Here is a 17,399-nt window from a genome sequence, read left to right as displayed (position 1 = left end):
GGGTTCAGGGCATCAGGGCGGCCCGAAAGCCGCCCTGAATTATATATTATTGAGCCAGCCAAGCCTGGAATTTAGCGTCGATATCGTCGCGGTAATCGGCCCAGAACTCGTAGTTATAAAGGAACGTGTTCTTGGCGTTTTCCGGATCGGTTGGCATGTGTGGCGCCATGTCGATACCCAGAGCTTCGTGCTTGCCTACCAGTGGCGCAGAAGATGCACGGGCTGGACCGTAGGAGATGTATTTCGCCTGATCGGCCAGACGCTGTGTGTCTGTTGCGAACATGATGTAATCCAGAGCAGCTTCTTTACGCTCGTCGCTCAGGTTTGCTGGAATGATCCAACCGTCAAGGTCAAACACCTGCGCGTCCCACATCATTTTTACAGGCTGTTCCTGCTCAACGATCAGAGAGAACAGACGACCGTTATAAGTGGACCCCATAACAACTTCGCCGTCAGCCAGCAGTTGTGGCGTATCGGCACCGGCAGACCACCAGATCACTTCGCTTTTGATGGAATCCAACTTGTTCAGCGCCTGCTGTTGGCCTTCTTCAGTGCCAAGAACATCGTAAACGTCAGCTTTGTCGACACCGTCGCACAGCAGCGCCCACTCCATGTTGTTGATTGGACGCTTCTCAAGGCTACGCTTGCCAGGGAAAGCTTCCAGATCAAACACGTCACAGATGTTGTTTGGCTCTTTGCCGCCCCATGCGTCTACGTCAGTGCGGTAGGCGAATGTTGTGGAGTATACGATTTGCGGGATGAAACACTCGGAAACCAGCAGGTCGCCGAAATCTTCAGAGGCTTTGGTCCCGTCAGGTGCGTCCGCAAGCATGGTGTCCGCGTCGATTTCCATCGCCAGACCTTCGTCACACAGACGGATCGCATCGGATGCAACAACATCCACAACGTCCCAAGTTGTGTTGCCAGCTTCCGCCATCGCACGCAGTTTGGCCACCGCTTCGGCGGAGCTTTCGTCGTTGATGATGTTTACGTCAGAATTTGCCTTCATATAAGGCTGGTGATAGGCCGCATCCTGAGAGGCAGAATAAGCACCGCCCCAAGATACGATAGTCATGTCTTTCGCGCCGGCTGCAGATGCGGCAACAACGCCGGCTGCCGTGCTCAGAATGATTGACTTCATTTTCATAGAAACTTCTCCTTGTTTACAGTTTACCCGTTCTATAGTTGGCCCATCCGTCCACGGGTGCTGAACGGTCGGTGTTTGTGGAATTGTGTCCCTAGGCGTCGAGCGCCCGGCAGTCAGCTGTTTCCCAGCTGATCATGGTTTTCTCGCCCACTTGAAGGTGGGTGTGTCCGGCCGCATTGGGCACTTTGACGACAAATTCGTCGTTTCCGTGTACATGCATACGGCAGCGAATGTGATCGCCGAGATAGATCAATTCCTTGACCTCGGCCTCTGTGGTGACAAGCCCTTCCTCGCCGCCCACGTAAACCCGCTCAGGGCGCAGCGACATGGTAGTCCGGCTGCCAGGGCCACCGCAATTCACGGCAAGCCCGCGTACTTTGGCACCATCATCCAGTGTAATCGCAGCCACGCCGTCAGAAACTGACTCAACTGTGCCCATCAAAGTGTTGTTTTCACCGATAAATTGCGCGCAGAAGGAATTTTCCGGCCGCTCGTACAGATCTTCCGGCGGGGCCAGTTGCTGGATCACACCATCGTTGAACACGGCGATCCGGTCTGACATGGTCAGCGCCTCGGATTGGTCGTGGGTCACGTAAACCACGGTGATGCCGAGATTTTCGTGGATGTGTTTGATCTCAAACTGCATGTGCTCGCGCAGCTGTTTATCAAGCGCACCCAGCGGCTCATCCATCAACACAAGTTCCGCATCAAATACCAGCGCCCGCGCCAGAGCGATCCGTTGTTGCTGCCCGCCCGAAAGCTGCGCCGGACGCCGCCCTGCGAACTCACCCATCTGAACCATATCAAGGGCGCGTTTCACCTTGGCTTCCCGCTCGGATTTGCCCATTTTGCGGACTTCCAGAGGGAACGCCAGATTTTCACCAACGGTCATATGCGGAAACAAGGCGTAATTCTGGAACACCATGCCAATGCCGCGCTTGTGAGGCGGTATATTGTTAATCGGGCTGCCACCCAACCGGATGTCCCCGCTTGTGGCGGTCTCAAATCCGGCGAGCATCATAAGACAAGTCGTCTTGCCGGACCCTGACGGCCCGAGCATTGTCAGAAACTCACCCTTTGCAATTTGTAGATTGAGATCTTTTACAACAAGTATCTCGCCGTCATAGCTTTTTTGAACGCGATCAAATACGACAAATGCGTCGTCGTGCGAATTTGCAGTCAAAACTATCTCCCAGTTGACTTTTCAGGCCTGAAGACCCGTTTTTAATTTGTGCGATCTGTGCGACCGGATTTTTATCGGGCTGTTTTTAACCCGTTTTTTTGTGTTCAGGCCAAGCGACCCTGTTGGTATGGTTTCAGACTAAGCAAACATGACACGGAATAGCAACCGTCAAAAACGGCCTTGAAATGCTAAATTGCGACACAGTGTCAGACATTTGGCACCTATCGCGGCAACAGGCCCATGCCCCTCCAAGCGGCAAACGCCGCTCTGGATAGGATTTGAAGGGAGTGAGAAAACCAAGTTTGAGCAAATTGCTGCCCCATTTGCGCCTCATTTGACCGCCATCAATTTTTTAAGCGCCAGCCACAATAATTTAATTCAGTTTTAACTTTCGGCGCATAAATTAGTGAGCGAGTATCGGATATGTCTGCAAATCTTCACACCTATACAATTGCCGCCAATACCACTCCGTTTTCAGTGACCAAAGGCGGATTTGCCAATTTCCGCACCGGTACTTGCATAAAAAGCAGCAAGATCAAAAATCTGATCAGCACGCCGAAACCGAACGCAAACACCAATGCCGCCCCCACGAAAGCGCAAATCGTTTGGGTGCTCCGGGACCGTTTCACAGACGAAGTGTTCACCGCCCGTCAGGATATTTCCAGCAATCACGCTGCGCTATATTCCGAACTGGTTAGCGACCGCCCCTTGGTTGAAGAGCACGTTTACGAAACCGTCAGCGTTTCGATGCCTCAGGCAGGCGAAAATTCCGTAAAAGGTGCAGACACGCAGCAAAACAAAGCCGAAAACCGGCTCGGTATTGCGCGAGGCACCCATGTTATGACAAACCGGGGTGAAGTGCGGGTTGAAAATCTGGTTGTCGGTGATCGTGTCATAACACGTGATCGCGGCATGCAGGAAATTCGCTGGATCGGTTCGCATAAAGTCGAAATCACGCGGGACAACGCTCCTATCCTGTTCCGCAAAGGCGCAATCAAAAACGCGCGTGACCTCGTCGTGAGCGCCGATCAACGGGTGGTACTCAAGGGCGCCGAAGCTATGGCTGTCTACGGTGTGAAAGAGGTTCTGATCCCTGCGCGCATCCTTGTAGATGACGTCACGGTAATTCAGGCTGTTGGCGGGGAAATGGAGTTTTTCCAGATTGTTACCGACCAGCATGAGGTAATTTACACAGAGGCGGCCGCCTCGGAAAGCTTCATGCCGACACCCGAAAATCTAGATTTGCTGCCCGAAAACAGCCGGGATGCTGTGCTAGAGACCTTCCCCGTTCTGCGCCGCAAACCCGACGCCTACGGCCCATGTGCCCGCGGCTTTATCGACGCCTAAAAAATTACGCATGAAATGCAAAAACACCGCCGGACTCCGAGCGGTGTTTTTTTGCACGTGCGATAGAAACCCAACGATCCGGACAGCGTTAAAGATACCTTATGGCTGCCTGCCGTGACCTGACTGGTTTATGCGAGAAATGCATAGATCAGCGTAAAGCTGACAAAACCGACGAGAAACCCGATTGCAATACCCGATGCGAAGATGCTGGCAATGACCATTTTTGATACTCACTTACACTGAACTACTAAAACCTTGATGCCTTAGTTATAGCGCCAAAGTTTTGACAAATTTGTTTCTAATTTCTCACAAGTTTGTCCACGAAAAGCGAACGGAGATTTAATATCGCACCGTAACTATATACTTTTAATCAACTAATCAGAAAATATTGAAACTTCAAATTTGGAAATACACCCAGTCCCGCGCCAGACTAGCCGTCAAAAACCGCCTTAAAGTCGGCACAATCTCTCCTTCCAGAGGCGCTTGGTAGAGCAAACCGTGTCTGACGGGCGAGGTGATTCCACTATCCCATCCGTCCAACCGCTGGTATCACAAGGAAAGACAGGCCACTCGCTTCGTGTTACACCCAAGTGATACAGCAATCACAACAGTGGAGCATAGCGATGGGGGCCTCAGACAGGTTGGATAACACGCTCGATCAAGCGTTAACGGAACTGAAAGATCAGGGCCTATACAAGAGCGAGCGGGTCATAACTTCCGCCCAATCCGGTGTGATCAATTTGGGGGAAAGGCAGGTAATTAACCTGTGTGCCAACAACTACCTCGGGTTGGCGGACAGTCCCGAACTCGTCCAACAAGCACAAAAGGCCTTAGACGAATACGGATACGGCATGGCCTCCGTTCGCTTTATCTGCGGCACGCAAACCCCTCATAAAGCTTTGGAAAAACGTATCTCGGACTTTCTCGGAATGGAAGATTCAATCCTATACGCCGCCTGCTTTGACGCGAACACCGGCCTTTTTGAAACCCTCCTAGGGCCGGAGGACGCGATTATTTCCGATGCATTAAACCACGCCTCCATCATTGATGGTGTGCGCCTGTGCAAGGCGCAACGCTATCGTTACGGCAACTCCGACATGGAAGATCTGGAACGCCAGTTGATTGCCGCTAAAGATGCGCGCTTTCGATTGATTGCAACCGATGGTGTGTTCTCGATGGACGGTTTCGTCGCAAAACTCCCAGAAATTTGCGACCTTGCCGACAAATACGACGCTCTCGTCATGGTTGATGACAGCCATTCCGTGGGGTTCATGGGTGAAAATGGACGTGGCACAGCAGAACACTGCGGCGTAGAGGGTCGGGTCGACATCATCACCGGAACGCTCGGAAAGGCATTGGGTGGCGCATCCGGGGGGTATACGGCAGCAAGCGCGCGTGTCGTGGACTGGCTTCGCCAACGCTCCCGCCCCTATTTGTTTTCCAACACCCTCGCCCCTGTCATCGCGCAAACTTCGATTGCTGTCTTTGACATGCTGGCAGATGGCGGTGAATTGCGCGCCCGATTACGCCGGAATGCCGGCCATTTCCGCAATCGGATGGGCGCGCTCGGGTTTGAACTACTGCCAGGTGATCACCCGATTATTCCGGTCATGCTACGCGACCCGAAGTTGGCCAGCGAAATGGCTGCGCGGCTGGATCAGCTTGGCGTTTACGTGGCGGCCTTCAGTTTTCCGGTGGTGCCACGGGATCAGGACCGAATCCGTACACAAATGTCAGCAGCCCACAGTCTTGAAGAAATTGATCGTGCTATCGACGCCTTCGAGACAGCTGGCCGCGAATTGGGAGTCCTCTCATGAGCGACACAATGCGAGCTTTGGTAAAATCCCACGCCGAACCCGGCTTGTGGATGGAACAGGTCCCAATTCCAGAAATCGGGCGGCGCGACGTGCTGATCAAGGTCCGCAAATCCGCTATCTGCGGCACGGATGTCCACATCTGGAACTGGGACGCATGGAGCCAGAAGGCTGTCCCCGTCCCGATGATCACCGGCCATGAGTTCTGTGGCGAAATCGTCGAACTGGGCGCGGCTGTCACAAACCTGTCAATCGGACAAAGGGTGAGCGGCGAAGGTCATATTGTCTGTGGCCACTGCCGAAACTGCCGCGCTGGTCGCGGACATCTGTGTCGAAACACAAAAGGCGTCGGAGTGAACCACCCTGGTAGCTTTGCTGAATACATCGCGCTTCCCCAAGATAATGTGGTCCCGATTCCCGACGACATACCGGACGACATCGCGGCGATTTTTGATCCTTTTGGAAATGCCGTCCACACGGCCCTGTCCTTTAATTGCGTGGGCGAGGATGTTCTTGTCACTGGCGCAGGTCCGATCGGCATTATGGGAGCACTCGTCGCGCAGCGGGCCGGTGCGCGGAAAACTGTGATCACAGACATAAATCCAATCCGCCTTCAACTGGCGCAGGACATGGGGGTTCAGTACACCGTCAACGCCGCCGAAGAATCGCTGCGCGAAACCATGGCGCGGATCGGAATGACGGAAGGCTTTGATGTGGGGCTGGAAATGTCAGGCGCGCCACCCGCTTTTCGCGATATGATTGATACCATGAACAACGGCGGCAAGATGGCAGTGCTCGGAATCGCACCGGTCGGGTTTGAAATTGACTGGAACAAGGTGATCTTCAAGATGCTCCACATCAAAGGCATTTACGGGCGCGAAATGTTTGAAACCTGGTACAAGATGATCGCGCTGGTGCAGGGTGGCCTCGATGTTTCCGGTTTGATTACTCACCGCATAGGAATTGACTCCTTTGAAGAAGGCTTCGCCGCTATGATCGATGGTTCCGCCGGTAAAGTTGTGATGGATTGGCCGTAGTGGTCCTTTAAAACGCCCTGCGGCCACTCTGCCGCAGAGCGTCTCCATTTTCACGGTCATCGGCGTCCCCGCCTGTACCGTAGAATACCTATAGCTGTGCGTGTCTTACCATTTTCTTAAAATATCCTCGCCGAAGGCGAAATTTTAGCGCTCCGCGCGGGGATATTTGTCGAAAATGGAATTTACCACGGAACCTCAACCACGATCACGGTGACATTGTCCCGCCCCCCGCCGTCCAGAGCCCCCTTTACGAGACGCTCTGCGATACCTTCCATCGGTTGATTGGCAAGCACGTCAAAAATATCAGCCTCGTCCATGTACCCGCTCAGCCCGTCGGAGCATAACAGAAACCTGTCCCCCGGTTCGTATTGACCGCGTATCTTGGCGACTTCGGGCACCTCCCCCACGCCAATGGCGCGGGTGATGACGTTGCCGTGAGGGTGGCGTTCGGCTTCCTCGCGGGTCAGTTTTCCTTCTTCCACCCACTCATTCACCAGTGAATGGTCCGAGGACAATTGACGCACAGCGCCATCACGGCAGTGATACAGGCGGCTATCCCCGACCCAGAGGCAGACGAAATGGTCCTGCCGCAAGATCAGCGAGAGCGCGGTGGAGCCCATAGTGCCGCCATCGCGCGCCTCCGCTTCCTGTTGGATCGAATGGTGGGCGGAATGGAACGCATCGCGCACGGCCTGCATCAAAGCGGCGCCCTGCAGATCATCCGGAATAGCCTTGATTGCCGCAACGATCGTCTGGCTGGCAAAATCGCCGCCAGCGTGACCGCCCATTCCGTCAGCCACGGTCCAGAGCCCCAGCGAATCTCGGCTGATCATACTGTCTTCGTTTAGATCCCGCACAAGGCCTACATGACTGGCCGCATCGATCCTGAAGACTGGTCCCTGTTCAAACATGCTATCGCCCCCGATCCGGTGTAAGAAGCTCTACAAACTGTGCCGGTTTAGGCATTCCGTCAAATCGACGGGTATCCCGCCTTGCAGTGCCTGCGTAAAATGTAGAGAGCCAGTAGGAGTGTCCGTTCGCATCACCGGTATCCGCAGCCTGCATAAATGGCACAGCGTCGAGCCGTCTTGCCAGTTCGTCCTTGTCGATTTGGGCATCCAGACAAGCAAGCGCAGTGTTTTCCAGTTCCGTCATCAACGGTTCATCGTCCAGCAATGAAGGTGAAGTCGCCTGGGGCAAAGAGTGAAAAATGGTCAGTGGAAAGCGGCGGCCAACGCGGTCCTGACTTGGCATCAAAATCCCTGTCATGGCCCGCTTGCCACATACATCCGGATCCAGCACAAACCGCCAGATCGGTGCATTCTGGTAGGCCGCGCCCCATTTCGAATTAAGCGCCTCACGGCTTTCTCCCAGTCCCTCTTGCAAAAACTGGTCCCATTTAGCGACGAATGACACATCTGCGCGGAAGCGGATGAAATCGCCGTGGGCGGGGATTTTTCCATAAAAGCCAAACACGTCAGAGCGAATTGGGGCAGCGAAACAGCCGCACCGCCTTGGACGAAAATGGATTGATCGCGGAACCGGCCCGCATCTGGAAGACGGCAATGCGCCCGCCCACGTTAAATACGATGCGGGTTTGATCGGCCACGTTGGTGCGGCGGATTTCCGAACTGTCAAGCAAACGGAACCAGCTCCACGGGCCGTCCATCTGGCGCTGGTTGCGGCGTCCCTCAATCGAGGGGCTGAAGGTGACGGATGTGCTGCCCCCTTGTGGCCACTTAAGCGAAGTCGTTTGTTGGGGTCCGTGGGCGTAATTCAAAGGCTGGCCATCAATCAGCAACGTCACCTCCTGCGCGTTCGGGTCCAGCGCGATGGGTTTCAGATCAAACGTAATGGATGGTAAACCGGGGGCGAGGAAATACGCATCGCGGATTTCAGCGGCCAGTTCAAATTGTTGCAGGACGCTATCGGAAATACCCAGATCTTTGCCAGTGGTCCTTCGGAACTTCCATGGACGCGAGGAGACATCCACATGTTCTGCAAGATTGGCTGTGAAGAATGTGTCGATTAACCCTTGAGGGGCAAACAGGCGAGCGAAATCCTGTATCCCCACTTCTGCGCGGGATTTCCGGTTAAACGGATAGCGGTTGTCTAGGGCCTGTTTGCAAAACGGCAGCACTTGCGCTTGCCATTGGTTGTTTAGTTTGGACCGCTGCCCCCCCGCCGCTGCGCCGGAGGCGGCTTCGATGATCTGGGTGGACCAGCGCTTGATCGGACCGTCCATCGGAACGATGGTTTCCTGCAGGCGTTGGACGGCCTCGCCCTGCCCTGTGACCGTGCCGCTGACCGACAGGCGGTTCAGTTCCTGATAAACCGCGACGTATAATTCCATGATACGGTTGATATCGCCGGGCGTGTTCTCGTCCAGCCCTTTGACGAAGGTGTGCAGGCTGTTGAACCGATCCTGCACCTGCTGGCCGGGTTTGGGCGGGGCGGCGCCATCGACGGTCGCAGCGGACTGGAGCACGGCGAGCAGCCGCTGTGTGCGCACGCCAAGCCCTTCGAGCGCAAGGGCGCCGCCTTCCTCGCCAAAGCCGCTGGCGACCCCCTCCACAACCTCGTTGGCACGTCGTTCGGCCAACCGCGTCTGTTCAGCGACCTGATTCATGATTTTGAACACCGGTGAGGACGGGCCGGACAGCAGGTTCAGCGTTTTGACCGTTTGTGACATAGAGGACATCGGCACGATATCCACATCGCCCAAAATCGTTTCCCAAGCGATGATATAATCGGCGTAATACAGATCGAGCACGTCCTTGGCGATCAGCGCCAGCGCATTTGTATCGCTGAGATCTTCCGCGCGCGGGCCAAGCACCCAATTGTCCTTCTTGATTTGCTCCGCCACATCCAAGGCAGCGGGTAGGAAGACGTTATAAAACCCGTCATAGGTGTAAATCCCCTCTACGCCGCTGGACAGGGGCAGACCGCTCGGGCGGACCATGACCTGATTTGTCGCAGCCCCGCCAGCCACCAGCAGGGTCCAGTCCGGAAGTGCTTTGGCCTCCGGTCCTTCGACAATGGTGCGGTAGGCCCGTGCGGCGACGGGGGTTTCAGAAAGGATGCTCTGTACTTGTTCCACCAAGGGACCATCCAGCGGGATAGAGATCATCGGTTGGTTAATCATATTGGTTAAATGGGTAACAAGCGCCTGTTGCGAGGCGGCGTCAGGTTCCCCTGCGAATTCATTGGCCCATTCCAGCGTGAACCATTGCAACACAAGATCGCGGTCCATCGGCCCCTGTTGGCCCAACATCATATAGACCTTGAGCGCTTCAAACAGCAGCGTTTCGTTGTTCAGATTGGACTGGATCAGTTCCTCCATCCGCAACAGCAGACGGGGCAGAAGTTTCTGATTCAGCGCGGCGCGATAGGTCTGCGCTGCCTCGGTCCCAACCGCATCGCCCTGATAGAGACCATAGGTCAGACTGCGCGGGGGCAGCGGATCGGTTTGGGACGGGTTGCCAGGCATAGCCAACAAAATATCAAGCGGTTCAACCAGTTGGCGCACGTCTGTGTCGGCAATCGGATTGCCCGGCACATCGGCCACTTTGGCAGAATAAAGTTCAATCTGCGTCTTGGCGTCTGCCACCAACTGCCGGTTCCCCAGAAAGCTGTTGGACCAGAGACCCACCACCCCAAGCGTCAGCAAAACCGCCGCCGCCACAGTGCCCCGCACAATCCAGCGGTAGCGCCGTTCCACCTTGTCATCAGCAGAAACAAGCCCTGCCTCAGGGAAGATCACCTTATCCAGAAGGTTGCGCAGGAAATAGCTGCGCCCTGCGCCCTGCCCCGCACCAAGCGCCTGACGCCCCAATCCAAAGGTCCGCGCCATACCGCCCATCAGCCGGTCAATCGGTGTGCCTTCCTGCGTGCCGGACGAGAAATAGACCCCCCGCACCAGTTGGGTCTGGGAAAACTTGCTGTCGAGGAAGATTTCAGACAGGAAATCTTTAACCACAGGACGCAAACTGGCGACTTGCTGGGGGAAACCCGCGATCATAGAGCGGCGTTGCGGATCAGTGACTTGGCCCAATCGGTCCAGCGACAGGTCGTTCAGATGGGCCAACATGGTTTCAAACTGAGCCTCAAACCCATCAAGCGGCTTGCGTTTGTCCTTGGGGCCTTCCATCGGGTAGGTGAACCCCCAGACCTGTTCGCGCGCTTCGCGGCCCAGATGTTCAAAAAACTCTGTGAAACCAACTAATAGATCCGCTTTGGTCAGCAGGATATAGACCGGAAACCGCACGCCGAGTTTCTCTCGCAGTTCGGTCAGGCGCAGGCGGATCGCGGTGGCGTATTCCTTGCGCTGGGCTTCATTCTGCACAGCGATATCAGACAGGGAAATTGCTACAATCGCACCGTTGATCGGTTGGCGTTTGCGGAACTTCTTTAACATGTTCAAAAAGCCGTTCCACGCACGGCTGTCCGCCTCTGCATCGCTGTCCTGCGTGGTATAGCGCCCAGCCGTGTCGATCAGAACCGCTTCATCCGTGAACCACCAGTCACAATTGCGCGTGCCGCCGATGCCGCCGATCGCCTGCATCCCCATTTTTTCCGCCAACGGAAATTTCAGCCCCGAGTTCACAATCGCCGTCGTCTTACCAGCCCCCGGAGGGCCGATCATCAGATACCACGGCAGTTGATAAAGCTTCTGGCTGCGCCCCCGCCCGCCAAGTTTCGATTTACGCAAAGTTTTCAGCGCATCGCGCATTCTGTTGCGCATCTCGGCCATCTCTGCCTTGACGGTTTCATCCTGTTCATCCGCAGGATCGTCTTCCACCTCGACGATTTCATCGGCCATCTTCCCTTCACGGCGCGACCGCAACAGCGCCAGTAAAAGCATCAGGAACAAGGTGAAAACGAAGATGACACCAATGGTGACCAGCCGCGCAGTCACCGTTTCCAGAGGAAAGCTCCCCCCAAGACCAATGATTGGTCCGATAAACCAGACAAAGGCCATCAGCAGTCCGGCAACAATCGCAAGAATGCCGTTGGTGTGGAAAATCCACTGGAATATGCGCCGGAAGATCGCCATCTAGTTGTTCTCTCTCATCAAAATCACTTCGATCCGCCGGTTTTCCGCGCGCCCCTCGCGCGTGCCATTGTCCGCAATCGGTTCCTTGTCAGACCGCCCCTCCGCTGACATGCGCGCCGGATCGTTCAGTGTGCCAGCGATGGATTCCATCACCTTCTCGGCCCGCTTCAGGGACAGATGCAAATTTGAAGGAAACCGCGCGGTTTTGATTGGGATATTGTCGGAATGACCCGCGATAATGACGCGGCCCGGTTCCTCGTTTAACGCTTGCGCGATCCTGTTCATGATCGGTTTAAAACGATCCACCAACGTGTCAGAGGCAGGTTGAAACATTCCCGATCCCTTGATCCGCACCGTCACTGTATTGGCATCATCGAACACGCTAACAAGTTGTTCTTCAATCTCTTTTTCAAGGAATTTGGCGACACGCTCTTTCTGGCCGCTTTCTACAGGTGGGGGCGCTGGTGGGGGTGGTGCCTGCCGTTTCAGTTCCACCTGTTCCCGTGCCCCAAGCGCTGCAAGTTGTCCTTGCAGGCGTTCGGTATCCCCGGACAGCGCCCAAGCGAGCCCCACATAGGACAGCCCCATGATAACGGTCATCAACCCGAAAATCAGCCATGCTGGCATCCACGCACTGAGCGGTTTATGGGGCAATTTCAATCCCTTCCACACCGGCGCGACCTCCGGTTCCAGCGGGCCACGCTGGGCGCGGATCAGGCTGGCGAGTCCTGCGCGAATAGTTGCATGTTTCTCTGCGCCCCGATCCTCGACACGCAAGCGCCCCTCAAAGCCGAGCGAAAGGCACATGAAAATGAACTCTAGAAGAAGAAGGTTAACGGTCGGTTCCTTTTCCAGCCGCGCCAGCAATTCATAAAAACGGTCCCCGCCGTGGGTTTCCTTATGAAACGTGCCGACCATGGATTGCTGCGCCCAGATCGAACGCCCGCCCCACGGGGTGTTCAAGACCACATCGTCAATCGTCGCACAAATTGCGTAGCGGGCGATTTTCACTTGCTGTGCAGGAACTTGCGCTTGCAAAGCTGTGGTTTCAAAGGTCTGGATTTGTTGCACGACAGCGTTGCGCAAGGCCGTTGGGTCATTGTGTTGCGCCCGATTGCGGATGCGCCCCACCAGTGAAAACAACGGCGCAGCGGCGGCATTTAGCGGGTTCAGACCGGAGCGTGCCGCATTTATGTCAACCGGAGCCGCCGCCTGCTGTGGCGGGCTCACTTGTGAGGGCGGTGTTTGGGCCACGGGCGGCGCATTTGCTTCTGGTGCAGGCGCAGATGGCGCAGCGGGGGAGCGACCGCCCGGATTGAGGTTCACAACCGTTTTTTCGGTGTCCCCCGGTTCCGCAAAAGGATCGTCTTTGTTCACCCTAGCACCTCGTTGTCAAGCGGCTCATCCGTTGCGGATCGCCCATAATTCCATCTCAAGTCCGGGAAACTCTCCGGCCACATGCACTGCCAACCCACCGGAAGTGCGCATTTTTTTCCAATACTCGCTGTCCGGATCGAGCTCGAAATACACCACCCCTGCATGATAGGGGATCTGGCGCGGGGCCACTGGTAAGGGGCGCAGGCCGATGCCCGGAAGGGCTGAATTTACCAGTTGGCGAATGTCCTCTACCGGACCGAGTTTGGCTTGCGTTGGCATGTGGCGACGGATGTTCTCGGCGGCGGTATCGGCCTTGCACGCCAGCACCATCTGCGTGTCACTAAGCAACCGCTTGTCCGCGATCACGCCCACCGAAACGCCGTATTTGCGCGGTTGCAACGTGATGGACACCGCAGTTTGTTCCAGCACCGCCGACAGATACTGCCGCAATGTGCGGATCAGGGGCTGGAAAGTAACGGTCAGGTTGTCGTGCTGATACGGCGGGAACTCCGGCGGGCGTTTTTCAGGCGCCATAAAGGTCGCTAGTTCCCCTGCCAACCCCAGCAGCATCATGTAAAGCCCGCAGGGATGTGTGTTCTCGATCAACCCCAAGTGACGGATTTGCGGCAGATAGCGGTTCACTGTAATCAACAGCAGATAATCCGACAGTTCTGCCACCCCTTTGGCCGGACCATTGTCCGCCAACCGCCCCGAAAGGGCCTCGCAGCGGTGGCCGAGCAAGCCTTCGATCTCCCGCAGAAACTCTGTCAGCGGGGCCGCCGCCCGCTGGTCCAGAACTGTCGGGATAAATGAGCGGTCCAGCAGAATTTCACCGTCAGAGCGCACCTCGATCACCTTGGCAATCGGGATCACAAGCTGGTCCTCCAGATCGTCCAAATCCAGCGCAAATTGCAACCGCAGCTTACCCACACCTATAGTGGTTGCCTTGCGGTCCCGCCCAACTGCGTTGGTCACATCCACCTCTGCGGGTTGATAGCGCGAGGCAGAGTTTTCGTGGAATTCGAGTTCGACCTCCACCGCTCCATGCCGCCGTGTCGGGATCGCCAGAAACACCACCGAGTCTTTGACAGTGTCAGGAATTTCCATCGCCGGTGGCAGATCATCCACCGCCGGAATGCGAAAACTGGTGCCGTCCGGCGTGATCCCGTCGCAGGATTTGATGGCGAATTTACCAAGTCTTAGCAATTCGTCATCTATGGTCAGCTCGCGCAGCCCCCACACATAGGGCGCAGCTCCCCGCGACACACCCGCAATCTGGCTTTCCAGATAGCGGTCATTCTGCTGGAAATGATGGGGCTGCAAAAACAACCCTTCGGACCAGATGACTTTACTTTCCCAAGACACGTAGCGCGTCCTTCCTATTTAGAGATATTCACGCTGTTCGCCCCAAGCGAGATGGTCAGCGTGTTGACTTTCCCACCAACCAAAGAGGTCGTTGTGCGCCATTTTGCGGTTGAAATCGCCTTGAACCCTACCGCAACGCCAATCGCTGCAGGGCCTTCGCCTTCAAACGCAGCCGAGACGTTTTTGGTTTGCCCCGGCGACAGCAATACCGATTCCTTGCGCACCAAATCAGCCCCTAAAACCGCCGAAGGACTGGCCGTCAGAGAAGCGTAATCCGCGCCGTTGAATTTAGCGGTAGAGTTCAGGTAATAAATCGTCGCCTTAACAGGCAAACCACCGTTCACCCCCGCGCTTGCAGTGACATTCATGGCAACTTCGGTGGGTGAAGGGGTACAGGCGGCCATCACACCTGCCACAATTACAGACAGGCCCGTAAGCTTCAGTTTCGCTAGCATAATTCCAGTCCTTTCCTAATTCGATTTAAGTTTTTGCAATTGGTCCTTGTAGGCTTTGGCAAATTCCTTGCCAAACAAAGTATTAAAGTCTTCTTCTGCGTCTTCGGACAGTTGTTTGTAGAGTTTTTCAAATACATCCCAGTATTGCGCTTTTTTGCCTTTGAGCAAGCCTCCCAATCGGCCGCTGTCCTCTATTCGTGTGGCAAGTTCGGCCGGATCGAACCTAGAGAGCAGGGTTTTGATGGCTGTTTCCATTCCTGACATCATCGCCACCTCATGGGCTTTGATGTCCATCATCGCTTCTGCGGCGGCTTTATCAGCGGTCTGGTACCCTGCCACGGTCGGCTTAACCATCGCTTCAACAGCCTGCTGGCCGGAAATGGAGAACTTGATCGGGTTATTGCCATCGGGCGAAATCGTGGTCTGGCCAAGTCGTAGTTCGTCCTTGATAGAGGCCCGCGCCATCAAAACTTCCCGCGCCCCTTCGACTAGGGTGCGAAAGGCAACGCCGGTACGTTCCATAATCGGGCCGAGTTCATCGTCATCGATCCGGCTGTGATCCACACCGGCAGCGCTTAGGAACTGTCGCGCCAGTGTAGCGTCACCGGCTGATGGTTGCGGGCCAGAGGATGGCGGGGCAATCCCTGAAGCCGGTTCGGAGCGCGCAGGTTCCGGGTTTGGTTCCGGTTTTGGCGCTGGCTCGGCTGCGGGTTGAGGGTGTGCAACTTGTGGCTCTGGCGCGGGCGCGGGCGGTGTGCCCAGAAGATCGTCTATCGGATCGGACCCGACATCTGTGTCCTTCTGCTTTGGTTCCGTCTGGCGCGTCTGCGGTTCCGGGATAGAGAACGGTTCCGACGAAAACGTGGTTTCCGGTATCAAGCCGCCTCCTGCCGGTGCAGAATCTGACGGGGCGCTGGCATTGGGCGGGCCACCCATCGGTTCGGGTTTCGCGCCAAGGAGGTCATCTTCCCAACTGTCTGGAATAGACGGCGCGGTGCTGTTGGACTGGAAGAAATCCTGCCCCGGTCCGGAATGATCCGGCATGCTGGCCCCGCCTTCGCGGTCGGGATTGGGGGCCACGTCAAGAAAATCGTCAATGGTGTTGTCGGCATCATCCGACAGTTCCGGCGTTTTCATATTCATCGCATTGGGGGGGGCATCCCCCAAAAGATCGTCAAGGAAATCGCCGCCATCGTTGTACAGACTGCCAACCTCTGCCAACGTGTCGAGCGTGGGGGCGGTGTCCTCTACAATCGGCTCCTCCCCGAGCGGTGGCGGCAAGTCATCGAAGGGATTGGCAGCCTGGCTGGCCTTAGCAATCACCACCTGCATTTCATAAGGACCGATCCGCAGGACGTCGCCATCATTCAAAGGGGTTGGAAAATCCCCGAGCGCCTCGGACTCTCCGTTCAAGAAGGTGCCGTTGGTAGAGGTGTCCACAATCACGTAATCCCCTGCCCGCTCTTGCACCACAGCGTGGGAGGAGGAAATCTCGCGGTTGGGATCAGGCAGGACGACATTATTGGTATCAGACCGCCCGATCGTCAGTGCGCCGCCGATCAACGGAAAGACAGTCTCGCGGCCCGGTTGGGCGCCACTGGACAGGATTTGCAGTGTGAGAGTCATGGTCTTGGTCTTGCTCCCGTCATGAAATCAGAACCGTCGGGCAGCCCGGTCCCACGATCAGCCCCCCGTGCGCGGTGGAATCGGTCAATCGCGCGGCTGGCTTGTTGCCGATAAGGCAAGAGGTGGAGCCTTTGACGATAACATCCGGTGGCCCAACACAGGTACACATACTGCCCACATTGGCCGCCGGCATATTGCCGATCAGGACGTTGACCTGTCCGGGGGGAAGGATCGGACCGCCCACATGGGGCACAATACCTGTCACCATCGGGCAGGTGTGCATATCGGACACGCGGGCAGCAGGCAGGCTCATCTGGTCGGCTCCTTACTTATCACATTCACTATAAGTGGTTTCATTTGTTTCTCCATCTTTATAGCCGGTTCACTGCGGTTTTTCTCCGGTGCCACCGCTCGCTATATCGACAGAGATCGCGACCAGTTCCTGCCAGTTGGCCTCTGCCTGATCCTGATCCTCGTCCTTCAAAGCCGCGTTCAGAAGGACCGCAAACACCAGCGTGGGCGTGGCGGAGGGGGCGCTTTTGACTTCTTCTTCCATACCTTTGGCAATACCGTGAAAGGCTGCGTCGGCAGCCATCAGGGTTGGATCATCGGGGTCCGCCTGTTCGATCACCTTTTGCACTGCAGCGCGGGTTTCAAGGTTGGGATGATACACCCACGCCCGTGCCACTTGCAGCGCTTCGCTCGGCTCCGCACCTACGGGTAACATCAGCGCAGCGCCATGACAGGCTAGCCATACAGATTCCCGTACCGGCAGCGCATGGGCCATCACATGCAGATAGGATGGCACCACCCGCGCCGCGTATAGAGCTGCAAGCCCGTCTGATACAGAAATATCCGGCGCAATCGCCAGCGCCGGATCAATCTTGATTTTGTGTTCAGCGCAAAACGGGCCAAATGGCCGGTCGGCAATCTTCTTCAGATTGCTAAAGTCCGGTGTCGGTGTCGCTGTCTCAGCCGTTTGGTTCATCATG

The 17,399-nt window shown here is 56.0% G+C and carries 14 protein-coding genes; 3 read left to right on the top strand and 11 right to left on the bottom strand.

What is annotated here, in order from left to right; all coding sequences use genetic code 11:
- Window positions 1-46 precede the first annotated feature (46 nt).
- Both IEX10_RS04280 and IEX10_RS04275 read right to left on the bottom strand, forming a co-directional pair.
- Window positions 47-1,147 (bottom strand): extracellular solute-binding protein, encoded by a 1,101-nt coding sequence (locus tag IEX10_RS04280; protein WP_188671213.1) that lies wholly within the window; start codon window positions 1,145-1,147, stop codon window positions 47-49.
- 91 nt (window positions 1,148-1,238) lie between these two features.
- Window positions 1,239-2,330 (bottom strand): ABC transporter ATP-binding protein, encoded by a 1,092-nt coding sequence (locus IEX10_RS04275; RefSeq protein WP_188671211.1) that lies wholly within the window; start codon window positions 2,328-2,330, stop codon window positions 1,239-1,241.
- A gap of 423 nt (window positions 2,331-2,753) precedes the next feature.
- On the opposite strand from IEX10_RS04275, the gene IEX10_RS04270 reads away from it, so the two are divergent.
- The 3 genes from IEX10_RS04270 (at window position 2,754) to tdh (ending at window position 6,528) form a co-directional block, all read left to right on the top strand.
- On the top strand, window positions 2,754-3,677 hold the full coding sequence (locus IEX10_RS04270; RefSeq protein ID WP_188671209.1) for a Hint domain-containing protein: 924 nt from the start codon (window positions 2,754-2,756) through the stop codon (window positions 3,675-3,677).
- Window positions 3,678-4,300: 623 nt separating this feature from the next.
- Window positions 4,301-5,494 carry a glycine C-acetyltransferase gene (locus tag IEX10_RS04265; RefSeq protein ID WP_188671208.1) on the top strand — a complete coding sequence of 398 codons (1,194 nt, stop codon included), beginning with the start codon at window positions 4,301-4,303 and terminating at the stop codon, window positions 5,492-5,494.
- Window positions 5,491-6,528 (top strand): L-threonine 3-dehydrogenase, encoded by a 1,038-nt coding sequence (gene tdh, locus IEX10_RS04260; protein WP_188671206.1) that lies wholly within the window; start codon window positions 5,491-5,493, stop codon window positions 6,526-6,528. The genes IEX10_RS04265 and tdh overlap by 4 nt, the downstream gene beginning before the upstream one ends.
- Before the next feature lie 182 nt (window positions 6,529-6,710).
- Here tdh and IEX10_RS04255 read toward each other — a convergent pair whose 3' ends face one another.
- From IEX10_RS04255 to IEX10_RS04215, 9 genes are all read right to left on the bottom strand, one after another.
- The gene (locus IEX10_RS04255) at window positions 6,711-7,361 is read right to left on the bottom strand and encodes a PP2C family protein-serine/threonine phosphatase (protein WP_229678416.1); all 651 of its coding nucleotides are present in this window, start codon (window positions 7,359-7,361) and stop codon (window positions 6,711-6,713) included.
- A 79-nt stretch (window positions 7,362-7,440) separates the two neighbouring features.
- On the bottom strand, window positions 7,441-8,004 hold the full coding sequence (gene tagF, locus IEX10_RS04250) for a type VI secretion system-associated protein TagF (RefSeq protein ID WP_188671202.1): 564 nt from the start codon (window positions 8,002-8,004) through the stop codon (window positions 7,441-7,443).
- 1 nt (window position 8,005) lies between these two features.
- The gene (tssM, locus tag IEX10_RS04245) at window positions 8,006-11,584 is read right to left on the bottom strand and encodes a type VI secretion system membrane subunit TssM (RefSeq protein WP_188671200.1); all 3,579 of its coding nucleotides are present in this window, start codon (window positions 11,582-11,584) and stop codon (window positions 8,006-8,008) included.
- Window positions 11,585-12,961, bottom strand: a complete 1,377-nt coding sequence (gene tssL / locus IEX10_RS04240; RefSeq protein ID WP_188671198.1) for a type VI secretion system protein TssL, long form — start codon at window positions 12,959-12,961, stop codon at window positions 11,585-11,587.
- 24 nt (window positions 12,962-12,985) lie between these two features.
- Window positions 12,986-14,326 carry a type VI secretion system baseplate subunit TssK gene (gene tssK / locus IEX10_RS04235; protein ID WP_188671196.1) on the bottom strand — a complete coding sequence of 447 codons (1,341 nt, stop codon included), beginning with the start codon at window positions 14,324-14,326 and terminating at the stop codon, window positions 12,986-12,988.
- A 14-nt stretch (window positions 14,327-14,340) separates the two neighbouring features.
- Entirely contained in the window at window positions 14,341-14,781 is a 441-nt protein-coding gene (gene tssJ, locus IEX10_RS04230; RefSeq protein ID WP_188671194.1) for a type VI secretion system lipoprotein TssJ, read from the bottom strand.
- A 15-nt stretch (window positions 14,782-14,796) separates the two neighbouring features.
- Complete coding sequence (tagH, locus tag IEX10_RS04225; RefSeq protein ID WP_188671192.1) at window positions 14,797-16,407, bottom strand: type VI secretion system-associated FHA domain protein TagH; 1,611 nt, start codon at window positions 16,405-16,407, stop codon at window positions 14,797-14,799.
- A 19-nt stretch (window positions 16,408-16,426) separates the two neighbouring features.
- Complete coding sequence (locus IEX10_RS04220; RefSeq protein WP_188671191.1) at window positions 16,427-16,720, bottom strand: PAAR domain-containing protein; 294 nt, start codon at window positions 16,718-16,720, stop codon at window positions 16,427-16,429.
- Between the two features lie 69 nt (window positions 16,721-16,789).
- Complete coding sequence (locus tag IEX10_RS04215; RefSeq protein WP_188671189.1) at window positions 16,790-17,398, bottom strand: DUF6931 family protein; 609 nt, start codon at window positions 17,396-17,398, stop codon at window positions 16,790-16,792.
- Window position 17,399: the final 1 nt, after the last annotated feature.

This window comes from Neptunicoccus cionae, from assembly GCF_014643735.1.
GTDB lineage: Bacteria > Pseudomonadota > Alphaproteobacteria > Rhodobacterales > Rhodobacteraceae > Amylibacter > Amylibacter cionae.
This window is presented reverse-complemented; position numbering and strand designations above follow the sequence as displayed.

Coding starts and splice junctions, on each gene's coding strand:
- IEX10_RS04280 (WP_188671213.1), bottom strand. CDS start 1,147: ATGAAAATGAAGTCAATCATTCTGAGCACGGCAGCCGGCGTTGTTGCC.
- IEX10_RS04270 (WP_188671209.1), top strand. CDS start 2,754: ATGTCTGCAAATCTTCACACCTATACAATTGCCGCCAATACCACTCCG.
- IEX10_RS04265 (WP_188671208.1), top strand. CDS start 4,301: ATGGGGGCCTCAGACAGGTTGGATAACACGCTCGATCAAGCGTTAACG.
- tdh (WP_188671206.1), top strand. CDS start 5,491: ATGAGCGACACAATGCGAGCTTTGGTAAAATCCCACGCCGAACCCGGC.
- IEX10_RS04255 (WP_229678416.1), bottom strand. CDS start 7,361: ATGATCAGCCGAGATTCGCTGGGGCTCTGGACCGTGGCTGACGGAATG.
- tssM (WP_188671200.1), bottom strand. CDS start 11,584: ATGGCGATCTTCCGGCGCATATTCCAGTGGATTTTCCACACCAACGGC.
- tssJ (WP_188671194.1), bottom strand. CDS start 14,781: ATGCTAGCGAAACTGAAGCTTACGGGCCTGTCTGTAATTGTGGCAGGT.
- tagH (WP_188671192.1), bottom strand. CDS start 16,407: ATGACTCTCACACTGCAAATCCTGTCCAGTGGCGCCCAACCGGGCCGC.
- IEX10_RS04220 (WP_188671191.1), bottom strand. CDS start 16,720: ATGAGCCTGCCTGCTGCCCGCGTGTCCGATATGCACACCTGCCCGATG.
- IEX10_RS04215 (WP_188671189.1), bottom strand. CDS start 17,398: ATGATGAACCAAACGGCTGAGACAGCGACACCGACACCGGACTTTAGC.